Raw genomic sequence first — 12,372 nt, 5'->3', positions numbered from 1 at the left:
TGCGTCTACTCGTTTCCAGCGAGGGCGAGCGGAGCGAACCCGTAGGCGCGCTCCAGGGCGGTACGGACACTGTCCGGCAGATAGCGGCGCATGGCGTCGAACTCGCGGGCGCGGCTGAACTTGCTTGACTCGGCGAACCGGGGACGTTGCTCCAGCCAGTTCGCCACGGTCAGGGCGGCGAGGTCGGCGTACTGGCCGGCGCTGACACCGACGCAACCGCCCGAGCGGTCCTCGAGCAGGAACGGCGGGCCGTCGAAGGCGGCGTCGAAGAGGGCGCTGCGGGTAACCGTGCCGAACAGGTACGCCAGCGTCTCCGCCTCCGCACCGATCAGCTCCCGCACGGCGGGCCGCAGCTCGTGCGGGATCGCACCGGTCGGGAAGATCTCCGTGCCGTACACCGAATGGAACAACCCCGCGTCACACAGCTCCTGCCGCGACCCCCACTGGGCCAGCAGGTCGTGCACGCCACGCAGATGCGCCAGCAGGTTGGCCTCCGAGTGCGCCAACTCGGCCACCCCGTGCGACTCCAGGAAGGCGATCTTCTCGGCGAGCCCGCTCACGCCGCCTCCCGACTGCCGTACGACCCGGTCATCGCCACCAACGTCTTGCGCGGCCCGGTGAAGCTGGACCGGCCGTGCGCCATCGCCATGTTGTCGACGACCAGCAGGTCACCCTGCTGCCAGGGGAAGGCCAGGGACTCCGCGTCGAACGCGGCGCGGATGGCCGCGAGGTCGGCGTCGGTGATCGGGCTGCCGTCGCCGAGGTACGCGTTACGCGGCAGGTCCTCCTCGGCGAGCAGTTCCAGCAGCGCCTCCCGGGTGGCCTCGGGCAGGTTGGAGACGTGGAACAGGTGGGCCTGGTTCATCCAGACCGTCCGCCCGGACACGGGGTGCACGGTGACGGCCTGGCAGGTCTCGGTGGTCCGCAGCGCGCCGTCGTCGAACCACTCGTAGGTGATGCCCCGCTCGCGGCAGAACTCCTGCACTGCCTCCCGGTCCATCCCGGGGAACGTCTCCTGCCAGGACACCCCGAGACCGACCCGGTAGTTGCGCACGTACCGCACACCGTGCCGCTCGAAGCGCTCGCGCACCTCGGCGGGGATGCGCTGCCAGACGGCGTGGCTGTCGGCGAGCGGAGTCTCCCCGCCGGTCTGCGCCGGGATGTTCGAGTAGAAGAACAACCGCCGGGGCCACACGCTGGTGTACGCCATCTCGTTGTGCAGCGGGATGACCTCGCTGGCCGGGTACTCGGTGGAGGTGTAGACGTCGCCGACCTTGCTGCGCGGCGTGGACCGGTAGGTGTACTCGGCCATCTCCTCGCCGAAGACTTTGACGAACGCGGAGAAGGCCGGCGCGTCCGGGGCGTCGAACCCGCGCAGCAGGACAGCGCCGTGGCTGTCCAGTCGGTCGTTGATCAGGTCGAGGTGCTCGGTGGCCCATTGCGCTGGCGAGATGCCGGGCGAGGTGGCCTCGATGCAGGCCACCCGGTTGCGCTCCGGGAACAGGCAGCTCTCTTTCACGTGGTCCATGTCGGAGGTCCTTCCGCGTACGTCGGGTCGTGGTCCGGGTCAGTCGGCGTCCGGCCGGACGAACGACCGGAGGGCGGCCAGGGTCAGGGCGGCGAGCCGCTCGATGCTCGTCCGCTCGTTGAGGTTCCTGCTGTACTTCAGGTGCAGGCTGAGCTCGCCGTTGGCGAACCGCGCGAACACCTGGAGTCGGTGCATGCGTTGCAGCTTCGGCATCGGCCAGGAGTCGTCCATGGCCGGCCCGAGCAGCGGCGACTCCTCGGGCTCATGGGCGAACTCGCCCCAGTTGTTGAGCAGGATGTCCGGCTTGCCGAGCGGAGCGAGCGCGTCCGCCACCGCCGGATGCCCACCGAGGTAGCGCAGCAGGCCGAAGGCGAGGCCGCGCCGGGGCACCGCCTCGATCTGCTCACGGACCGACTCCAGCAGCGCCCTCGGGCCGGGCTTCTCGGGTCGGCGGACGAGCCGGGGTGAGGTCATCGAGAACCGGCCGATGGCACGGGACAGGTCGAGGTCCTGACCGCCCATCTCCCGACCCCGGGCGACGAGGTCGACCAGGATCGACGACTGACCGGACCAGTCGGTGAAGCCCTGGAGGGTGGCGGCCAGCAGCGCGTCGTTGACGCTCAGGCCGTACTCCTGCGGCACCAGCCGGCGCAGCGCGGCGGTCTCCTCCGCGTCGAGCCCGACCACCACCGTCTCCTCCGACGACATGCAGTCGTCTCCGTCGAGGTGGTCCAGCGGCCAGGTCGGGACGGGTTCCTTGGCCAGCGCCGTCCAGTACGCGATGTCCTCGGTCAACTCGGTGCCATGGGCGAGCGCGTCCAGGTTGCGGGACCACTCGGCGAACGACGCCGTCGGCAGCGGCAGGCGCGGCTCCTCGCCGGCCTCCACGGCCTGGTACGCGGTCTGGAGATCCGCCATCAGGACGTCCCAGGAGCTGTTGTCCATCAACTGGTGGTGAACGATCACCACGAGCAGATCGGGACGGTTGGCCCCGAAGCGGACCAGGGCGACCTGGAGCAGCGGCCCGTTCTCGATGTCGAGCTTGCGGTGCAGGGTGCGGTCGAGGCGCCGGAAGGCGACCTCCTGGTCCGCCGGGTCGAGGGCGGACAGGTCCACGCTGGTGAACGGCGTGGGCTGGTAGGGCTCGTTGACCCGGACCGACAACCGGCCCCCGGGCCGGGGGAAGCTGATCCGGAGCGAGTCGTGATGGGTGATCACCGCCGCCACGGCCCGCTCCACCAGCGCCGGGTCGAGTGCCCGCAGCGCATCGAACATGAAGATGTGCGTGTACTTGTGCGGGTCGGCGAAGTTCCGCTCGGCGAAGGCCACGTGCGACGCGACGAGCGGGACCACACCGGGGTCCGTACGCCGGCCTCCGTCACCACCCGCGCCGGCGGTCGTCTGCCCACCGGCCACCGACGCGAGGCCGGCGATTGTGGGGTACGCGATGAACTGCGCGGGGGTGATCACCACACCCGCCTTACGGGCCCGGTCCACCACCCGGATCACGTGCAGCGAGTCCCCACCCAGGGCGAAGAAGTTGTCCTCCGGACCCACCGACGGCACCCGCAGCACCTCCCGCCAGATCCCGGTCAGGACCTCCCGCGCCTTGTCGGCGGGCGTCTGCGCGGCGGTCGCGACCGAGGCGAGCGCGGCGATGGTGGGGTACGCGATGAACTGCGCGGGCGTGATCACCACACCCGCCTTACGAGCCCGGTCCACCACCCGGATCACGTGCAGCGAGTCCCCACCCAGGGCGAAGAAGTTGTCCTCCGGACCCACCGACGGCACCCGCAGCACCTCCCGCCAGATCCCGGTCAGGATCCCCTCCACCGGTCCACGTCGGGTCTCGGCGGTGGCGGTGGCAGCGGCGGTGGCCGGAGCCGCGGTGGGGGTCGACGGCGTCAACGCGGCCCGGTCGACCTTCCCGTTGGGCAGCCGGGGCAGGCGGTCGACGAGCGCCACCGTCGGCACCATGTAGTCCGGCAGCCGCTCTCGCAGCGCCGCACGTAGGTCGTCGGTGGAGAGCGCGGCACCCGGCCGCAGCGCCACGTGGGCCACCAGCCGCCGGTCGTCCGCACCGTCGTCGTCGCACAGCACCACGCACTCGCCCACGCCGTCCAGGGCGGACAGCGCCGAGGCGACCTCGTCCGGCTCGACCCGGTGCCCCCGGATCTTGACCTGGTCGCCGATCCGGCCCAGGAACTCCACGGTGCCGTCCGGCAGCAGCCGCCCCCGGTCACCGGTGCGGTAGAGCCGGTCGCCCGGCGTGCCCAGCGGGTCGGGCACGAACCGCTCGGCGGTCAACGCGGCGTCCCCCAGGTAGCCGCGGGCCAGGCCCGCACCCCCGACGACGATTTCGCCGGGCAGGCCGGTCGGCACCGGCCGCAGCCTCTCGTCGAGTACGTACAGCCGCGCGCCCGGGATCGGCCGACCGAGCGGCACCACCGCCTGGCGGCCCGCCCGGTCGATGCGGACCTCCGACACGGCGACGATGCCCGTCGTCTCGGTCTGGCCGTACATGTTGACCAGTCGGGGTGCCGTCCCCGGCGCGTTGCGGATGGCCTCGGGAAGCTCGTAGCGCAGCGGCTCGCTGGCGGTGAGCACCACCCGTGGCCGCCACCCGCCGGGCGAGGTGAGCGCCGGCAGCAGGACCCGCAGGTACGACGGCACCAGGTCCAGCACCTGCACGCCGTGCGCGGTGACGAAGGTGAGCAGCGCCAACGGGTCGGCCAGGTGCGCGCGCCCGGCGACGACCACGTGGCCGCCCAGCGCCAGCGGAACGGCGAACTGCCGCACCGAGGACGAGAACGCGAACGACGCGGTGTGCAGGAACACCGGCTCATCGGGCAGGGCCAGCGCGGCCGGCAGCCCGTCCAGGTACGCGGAAAGCCCGCCGTGGGTCACCACCACACCCTTGGGGAGCCCCTTGGTGCCGGAGGTGTAGACCACGTAGGCCGGGTGCTCCGGTCGCAGCGCCGGTGTCGGCCGGGGGCCCACCGGGGCCGGCAGGTCCTCGATCGTCACCACCTCGCCCGCGCCCTGGGGCGTACGACCCGCCAGGTCGCGGGTGGTGAGCGTCATCGCCGGCCGGGCGTCCGCCACGATCGCGGCCAACCGCTGCGCGGGGTACGCGGGGTCCAGCGGCACGTACGCGGCGCCCGTCTCCAGGACCGCCAACGCCGCCACCACGACGTCGACGCCCCGGTCGAGGTGCAGGGCGATAGTCGTTTCCGGGCCCGCGCCGTGTTCGGCGAGCACCCGGGCCAGGTCACCGCTGCGGCGGTGCAGGTCGCCGTAGGAGAGGGTCGTCTCGCCGCTGGTGACCGCCGGAGCGTCGGGTCGGCGTCGCGCCTGCTCGGCCACCCGGGCGGTGAGCGTGCGGTGCACTGCGCCAACCGGCAGCGCCGGACCGTGCGCGAGCGCGTCGAGACGCTCCCGTTCGCCCGGCAGGAGGGGATCCACGTCGAAGACGCGCTGGTCGGGGTCATCGACCAACCGGTCCATCAGCACTCCGAGGCGGCTCATCATCGCCTCGACTGTGCCCTCGTCGAACAGGTCGGTGCTGTACTCGGCGTGCCCCTCGATGCCGTCCTCGGTCTCCCACAGGTCGATCAGCAGGTCGAAGCGGGCGGTGCACTGCTCGTTGTCGATCGACGTGAGGGTGAGGCCGGGGCCCGGGTCGGGCAGGCCGCCCGGGGCGTTCTGCAACGCGAAGCGCACCTGGAACAGCGGTGAGTGGCTGAGGCTGCGGGTGGGCGCCACCGCGTCGACGACCATCTCGAAGGGGACGTCCTGGTGGGCGAACGCACCGTGCGCCGTGCTGCGGACCCGCCGCAGCACCTCGCGGAAGGTGGGGTCCCCGGAGAGGTCGACCCGCAGTGCCAGGGTGTTGGCGAAGAACCCGACGAGCTTCTCCAACTCGGTGCTGGTGCGGTTGGCCACGGGCGTGCCGACGGTGATGTCCCGTTGGCCACTGAGCTGGGCCATGAGCACGTCGAAGCCGGCCAGCAACGCCATGAACAGGGAGACCTTCTCCCGCCGGGCCAGGTCGGCCACCGCCCGGGACCGCTCGGCCGACCAGCTGACGTCGTGGCGCGCTCCGCGGAAGGTCTGCACCGCTGGTCGCGGCCGGTCGGTCGGCAGGTCCAGCGTGGGTACGCCGTCGAGCTGCCGCTTCCACCAGTCGAGCTGGTCGTCCAGCTCGGCACCGGTCAGCCAGGACCGCTGCCAGAACGTGTAGTCCACATAGGTGTGTGTCAGCTCGGGCAACGAGGACGGCTGCCCCTGGGCGATCTCCCGGTAGAGCGTCACCAGGTCGTCCAACACGATGTTCAGGGACCAGCCGTCGGAGACGGTGTGGTGCAGCGTCAACAGCAGCACGTGCGAGTCGGGGCGTACCCGCACCAGGGTGCCGCGCAGCAGCGGCCCGGCGGCCAGGTCGAACGGAGTGCGCCCCTCGGCGTCGAAGAGGGCGGCCAGCCGACCCTCCGGGTCGGCGTCGCCCCGCACGTCCACCTCGGCGTACGCCACGGCGTCGACCGGCAGGAACTCCTGCACCGGTTCGCCGTCCACGGACGGGAACCGGGTGCGCAGCCCCTCGTGCCGGTTCCACAGCGCGCCGAAGGCCGCCCGCAGCGCGTCGACGCGCAGGTCACCGTCGAAGCGCAGCGCGAGGGGCACGTTGTAGAACGCGCTGTCCTCGGCGAGCCGGTTGAGGAAGTACAGGCGGCCCTGCGCGTGCGACAACGGCACCGGGCCGGTCCTCGGGACGGCGACGAGACCGGGCCGGGGGGCCCGCCCGCCGAGCGCCTCGATCCGGGTCCCCAGGTCGGCCAACGAGGTGGACTCCAGGAACACCGCCAGCGGCAGCTCGATGTCGAGCTTCTTACGCAGCCGGGCCATGGCCCGGACCGCGAGCAGGGAGTGCCCGCCCAGGTCGAGGAAGTTCGCGTCCCGCCCGATCGACTCGACCGGCCGCCCCAGCACATCGGCCCAGACCTCGGCGATGGCCTCCTCCAGCCGGCTCTGCGGAGCGGCCAGAGTGGGCGCCGGCTCGGCCGCCGTGGGCGCGGGCAGCGCCGCCCGGTCCACCTTGCCGTTGGCGGCCAACGGCAGCGCGTCGAGCGTGACGACGACCTCCGGCACCATGTAGTCCGGCAGTTCCGCGCGCAGCGCGTCACGCGGGTCGTGGGCCGCGGAATCCCCGGCCGCTGTGACGTACGCGACCAACCGCTCCTCACCAGGCCGGTCGGTACGCAGCAGGACCACCGCCTCGCGGACCTGCGGCAGCCGGGTCAGGGTGGCCTCGATCTCCGCCAACTCGACCCGGTACCCCCGGATCTTCACCTGGGTGTCGACCCGGCCCAGGCAGTCGAGCTCGCCGTCGGGTCGCACCCGGACGAGGTCACCGGTGCGGTACATGCGCTCCCCCGGCGTCGGGGCGAACGGGTCGGGCAGGAAGCGCCCGGCGGTCAGGTCCGGCCGACCGTGGTAGCCACGGGCCACGCCAGCACCGGCCACGTACAGCTCGCCGACCGTGCCGGGCGGCACCGGCAGCAGGTTGCCGTCCAGCACGTAGAGCCGCGTGTTGGCGATCGGACGACCGATCGGCACCACACCGGACAGGTCGGTGCCGTCGTGCACCTCGTGCACGCAGCAGCCGACGACGGTCTCGGTGGGCCCGTACTCGTTGACGATCCGCAGGCCCGGAGCCCGGCGCCGCCAGGCGGCGGCGGTGGTGCCGTGCAGCGACTCGCCACCGACGATCAGATAGCCGTTCGCAGCGATGGTCCGGCTCGGAACGGCCCGGTCCAGCGCCTCCAGGTGGGCCGGGGTGAGCTTGACCAGCCCGAGGTCCAGGTCGCTGCCGAGCAGCTCGGTGAGGGTCTCCAGCTCGGTGCCGTCGGCGACGAGCACCACCGGGCGCCCGGCCAGCAGCGGACAGAACAGCGTCGTCACCGACAGGTCGAATCGCAACGGCGAGACCAGGGGCGCGCCCCCGCCCTCGGCCACCCGGTACGCCCGCAGGCTCCACGCCAGGTAGTTGGTCAGGCCGCGGTGGGTGACCACCACACCCTTGGGTCGCCCCGTCGAGCCCGAGGTGTAGATCACGTAGCAGGCGCTGTCCGGGTGCGGACGCGGCAGCGGCGGCAGGTCGGTGGTGGCGTCCTCCTCGTCGTCGGGCAGCAGCACCGACACGTCGGTGTCCGGTAGGTCCGCGAGCCGGCCCGCGCTGGTGACGACCACCCGCACCTCGGCGTCGGTGAGCATGAACCGCACCCGCTCGGCGGGCTCGCCCACGTCCAGTGGCACGTACGCGCCCCCGGCCTTGAGGGTGGCCAGCACGGCCGTGACGAGGTCGACACCCCGGTCCAGGAAGAGGCCGACGCGGGTCTCCGGGCCCACCCCGTGCCGGCGCAGCCGCGCGGCGAGGGCGTCGGCCCGGCGGTCCAACTCTCCGAACGTGACAGTCAGGTCGCCGACCAGGAGCGCGGGCGCGTCAGGGGTACGGGCGGCCTGCCGAGCGAACAGCTCGTGCGCGCGCACGTCGCCGAGAAGCGGGTCCTCGGTGCGGTTGCCGTCCACGACCGCCGCCCGGGTCTCCTCAGCGGACAGGAGGCGGGCCATCCCGACCGGGGCGTCCGGCGCGGCGGTCAGACCGACCAGCAGAACGCCGAGGTGAGCGGCCATCCGCGCCACCGTGCGCTCGTCGAGGATGTCGGTCGCGTACTCGGCCAGCCCCCGCAGCCGGCCGTCGGCGTCCGGCCACACCTCGACCGTCAGGTCGTGCTTGCTGATCGGCAGGTGGTGTTCGACGGCCGTGACCCGCAACCCCGCCGCCTCGACCTCCAACGCCTGGTCCTCGACGAGGGCGAACATCACCTGCGCGAGGGGCGTGTGGCCGAGGTCGCGCTCCGGGTCGACCGCCTCCACCACCGTGTCGAAGGGCACCTCGCCGTGCGCCATGCCCTGCTGCACGAGATCGCGGACCCGTCCCACCAGGGCCCGGAAGGTGGGCGCGCCGGAGGTGTCGACCCGCACGACGACCGAGTTGACGAAGGACCCGACCATCGTCTCCAGCTCGACCCGGGGGCGGTTCGCCACCGGGGTCACCACCGAGACCTCGTCCTGGGCCGCGTACCGCGACATCAGCGCGGCGAACCCGGCGAGCAGCACCATGAACGGGGTGGCCCGCTCCTCCTGGGCCAGACTGGTCACCGCCGGCCACAGGCCGTCGGGCAGAGCGAAGCGGTGCCGCTCGCCCCGGAAGGACTGCACGGGCGGGCGGGGACGGTCCAACGGCAGGTCGATGACGGGTACCGCGCCGGCCAGTGCGCGCTTCCAGTAGTCGAGCCCTTCGGCCAGCTCCGTGGCGCGGTCGGGACGGCTCTCCCAGGCGGCGTAGTCCGCGTACTGCACGGTGAGGGGCGCGAGCGTGGGAGCCCGGTCCTCTGCTCCGGCGCGGTACAGCTCCAGCAGCTCGTCGATGAGCAGGCTGACCGACCAACCGTCGCAGATGCTGTGGTGCAGGGTCAGCACCAGCACGTGCGCGGTGGGCGTCTGCCGGAACAGCGCGGCCCGAGCCAGTGGCCCGTCGGAGAGCGAGAACGGACGACTCGCCTCGTCGCGTACGGCGGCCAGCACCGCCGCGTCGTCGGCGGGCAGTGGGCGCGGGGTGAGGTCCACCTCGATGTCGGGCAGGATGCGCTGCACCGGGTCGCCCTCGTTCGCCGCGAACACGGTCCGCAGCGCCTCGTGCCTGTCGACGAGGGTGCGCGCCGCGTCGGTGAGCACGTCGAGCCGGAGTGCACCGGTCAGGCGTAGGGCGGTCGGCACGTTGAACATCGCCGAGCCGGGGACGAGCTGGTCCATGAACCACAGCCGGCGCTGTGCCGGGGAGACGGGCAGGTCGCCACCGCGCGGCATCCGGGCGAGCGCCTCGACCGGCCGGGGGCGCCGGCCGCCGAGACGCTTCTCGAACAGGGCCCGCTTCGAGGGCGACATCGAGTCGAGGCGTGACCGGCCGGGCGAGAGCGCCGCGCCGTGTGGCGCGGGGCGGCTGGCACTCGCGTCGGTGGTCATCGGGCCACCTCCCGAGCGGTGCTCTCCAGGTGCGTCACGAGGCTGCGCGGCCGCATGTCAGTCCACTCGGTGGTGACGTGGTCCAGGCAGGACGCACGGTCGGCGGGTCCGTGGGCCACCGTCCACCCGGCCGGCAGGCTGAGCGACTCGGGCCACAGCGAGTGCTGCCCCTCGTCGTTCACCACCACGAAGAAGCGTCCGTCGGGGTTGTCGAGAATGTTCACGTCTTCCTCACTCTGCGCCTGGTCCCAGGACCCGACGAGGAAGCGCTGAACCGGCACGGCGGCCAGGCAGGGACCATGGCGGTCAGACCTGCCGGCGTCGCAGTCGGGACGCGCGTCCCCAGATCGGGCGTCGTCAACTGTCGTTTGCGGAGACTTTTGCTATGCGTCACTCAGAGGACGTGCGGGGTTTCACCGCCGCGTGTCTCGCTATCGGATTCCACCACGGCCACGGCCGGCCACCTGCACGTTAATCGGCTATCCGACCCGAGGCCGAGCGCCCTTTGCGGACGCAAACAAGTCGATGTCAAGCAGATTCTGGCAAGCCACGCTGAACCCACGTCGCGCTCCCCCCCGAAGTTGCGACCCAACAGCGTTCATGAATGTAAACGCAAGCGAGGCACAGAAAACCACCAGACACGGAGCGTGTCAAGACCCTTGCCTGCCGCTGAAGTCGACCATGCCAACCGGGACGTATTTATGACAAATGCTTCGCAGGTGGTTGGTCGACCGAGCACGCCGGCGGGGCCGCCGGCGCTCCGGCGAGCGGGCCTGCGGGCGGTCGGGCGTGACGACCGGAATCGGCCAGAAATGCGTTGCCAGCAACGCGTCTGTGCAGTACAGGGGTATTCTCGGCGGACTCGCTGCGCCGTGCGGACCGATCAACGACGATGGCCCCGCCCACAGTGGACGGGGCGCGTCGGAATGATCACCTGGCCGGACGGGGAGAGTCATTCATCGCGGAACTCGTGGTCACAATCCGACACGGAGACGAGTTTCACACGACAGGCGGAAAGAGCGACCGATCATCCATTGCCTGAGCACCCGAATGGTTGGACAACAGTCAATGTAATGGTTGTTAACGTGCGCAATGCGAGGCGCGACAGAGAGCGCAACCGTCACCGGATCACTGCCCCCGCGAAGCAGTCGACCATCCGGGCCGACAAGCCGACGCGCGAGCCGCCGGACGATTCCGTTCGATTGCCGGATCCGATCAGGCCCAGACGACGCGTCGAGCGCCGGATCCCTTTGTCGCACAGGCCCGCCACCACGCGTGCGTGGCGCGAAGGCAGGCACCCGGCCCACCCGAAGGCACCGCCGACGCCGGGCACCCAGCCGGCCGTCGCCACCCGAATCCGGGCGGACGGTTGCGCGCACCCATCGACGAAGATCAGTGTGCGTACGCGCCGAATCAGGCCCGGCGCGGCGCCGCCCCGCCTTTAACCGAGCGCCGGGATGCCGCGCGCCGGCACCGGCGACCGCCGGCACCGGACGCTTGTGCAGCGGCGTTCGGAAACCCCTCGGTCAGCCCTGCAATAGTTGCCGAGCCATCACGATCCGCTGCACCTGGTTGGTGCCCTCGTAGATCTGGGTGATCTTGGCGTCCCGCATCATCCGCTCGACCGGGTAGTCCCGCGTGTAGCCGTAGCCACCCAGCAACTGCACCGCGTCGGTGGTGATCTCCATGGCGGCGTCGGAGGCGAAGCACTTGGCCGCCGCGCCGAAGTAGGTGAGATCCGCGTCGCCACGCTCCGACTTGCCAGCAGCCGCGTACGTGAGCTGCCGGGCCGCCTCGAGCTTCATGCCCATGTCGGCCAGCATGAACTGGATTCCCTGGAACTCGGCTACCGCCTTGCCGAACTGGCGACGCTCGGCCACGTACCCCTTCGCGTAGTCGAGCGCGCCCTGCGCGATCCCGACGGCCTGCGCGGCGATGGTGACCCGGGTGTGGTCAAGGGTCTTCATCGCGGTCGCGAAGCCGGTGCCCTCCGCGCCGATCATCCGGTCGGCCGGGATCCGCACGTTGTCGAGGTAGACCTCGCGGGTGGGCGAGCCCTTGATGCCGAGCTTCTTCTCCGGCGCGCCGAAGCTGACCCCGGCATCGGACTTCTCGACCACGAAGGCCGAGATGCCCCGGGACCGGGCGGACGGGTCGGTGACGGCGAATACGGTGTAGAACTCGGACACCCCGGCGTTGGTGATCCAGCGCTTGACACCGTTGAGCACCCAGTGATCCCCGTCACGTACCGCCCTGGTGGTCATGGACGCCGCGTCACTGCCCGCCTCGGGCTCGGAGAGGCAGTACGAGAACATCGCCTCACCGGCCGCGACCGGCGTCAGGTAGCGAGCCTTGAGGTCGGCGGAACCGGACAACAGGAGCGGCATGGTGCCGAGTTTGTTCACCGCCGGGATCAGCGAGGACGACGCGCAGGCACGGGCCACCTCCTCGATCACGATGGCGGTGGCCAGCGCGTCCGCGCCCGCGCCGCCGTACTCCTCGGGAATGTGCGGTGCGTGGAAGTCGGCCGCTCGCAGCGCGTCGTAGGACGCCTTGGGGAATTCCCCCGTCTCGTCGGCCTCCGCGGCGTGCGGAGCCACCTTCGCGGCGCAGACCTCTCGCACGGCTTCCCGGATCGCCTGGTGCTCCTCCGGCAACCGGTAGACGTCGAACGACTCCCCTGCGGCCATCTCGGCCCTCCCCTTCACCACTATCATGCGCAGTCTGTGACGACTCCTGACCGCCGACGGCGCAGACTG

At 71.5% G+C, this 12,372-nt stretch carries 5 protein-coding genes; all 5 read right to left on the bottom strand.

Annotated elements, in window-relative coordinates:
- Window positions 1-5: 5 nt before the first annotated feature.
- The 5 genes from ACGF3C_RS32425 to ACGF3C_RS32405 all read right to left on the bottom strand — a co-directional run bounded on the left by ACGF3C_RS32425 (window position 6) and on the right by ACGF3C_RS32405 (window position 12,303).
- The gene (locus tag ACGF3C_RS32425) at window positions 6-560 is read right to left on the bottom strand and encodes a DUF6817 domain-containing protein (RefSeq protein ID WP_112582443.1); all 555 of its coding nucleotides are present in this window, start codon (window positions 558-560) and stop codon (window positions 6-8) included.
- Window positions 557-1,528: a TauD/TfdA family dioxygenase gene (locus ACGF3C_RS32420; RefSeq protein ID WP_393227535.1), complete on the bottom strand. Its 972-nt coding sequence runs from the start codon at window positions 1,526-1,528 to the stop codon at window positions 557-559. The genes ACGF3C_RS32425 and ACGF3C_RS32420 overlap by 4 nt, the downstream gene beginning before the upstream one ends.
- 39 nt (window positions 1,529-1,567) lie before the next feature.
- The gene (locus tag ACGF3C_RS32415; RefSeq protein WP_393227533.1) at window positions 1,568-9,613 is read right to left on the bottom strand and encodes an amino acid adenylation domain-containing protein; all 8,046 of its coding nucleotides are present in this window, start codon (window positions 9,611-9,613) and stop codon (window positions 1,568-1,570) included.
- Window positions 9,610-9,894 carry an MbtH family NRPS accessory protein gene (locus ACGF3C_RS32410; protein WP_357222983.1) on the bottom strand — a complete coding sequence of 95 codons (285 nt, stop codon included), beginning with the start codon at window positions 9,892-9,894 and terminating at the stop codon, window positions 9,610-9,612. Before ACGF3C_RS32410 ends, ACGF3C_RS32415 begins: the two co-directional genes overlap by 4 nt.
- A gap of 1,245 nt (window positions 9,895-11,139) precedes the next feature.
- Entirely contained in the window at window positions 11,140-12,303 is a 1,164-nt protein-coding gene (locus ACGF3C_RS32405) for an acyl-CoA dehydrogenase family protein (protein WP_355005618.1), read from the bottom strand.
- Window positions 12,304-12,372: the final 69 nt, after the last annotated feature.

Source organism: Micromonospora sp. NPDC047762 (assembly GCF_043204655.1).
Lineage (GTDB): Bacteria > Actinomycetota > Actinomycetes > Mycobacteriales > Micromonosporaceae > Micromonospora.
Note: the sequence above shows the minus strand (reverse complement) of the source record. Positions and strands in the feature narration are given on the sequence as shown.

Excerpts from the sequence above, each read along its gene's own strand:
- ACGF3C_RS32420 (WP_393227535.1), bottom strand. The coding sequence starts at position 1,528 with ATGGACCACGTGAAAGAGAGCTGCCTGTTCCCGGAGCGCAACCGGGTG.
- ACGF3C_RS32405 (WP_355005618.1), bottom strand. The coding sequence starts at position 12,303 with ATGGCCGCAGGGGAGTCGTTCGACGTCTACCGGTTGCCGGAGGAGCAC.
- ACGF3C_RS32415 (WP_393227533.1), bottom strand. The coding sequence starts at position 9,613 with ATGACCACCGACGCGAGTGCCAGCCGCCCCGCGCCACACGGCGCGGCG.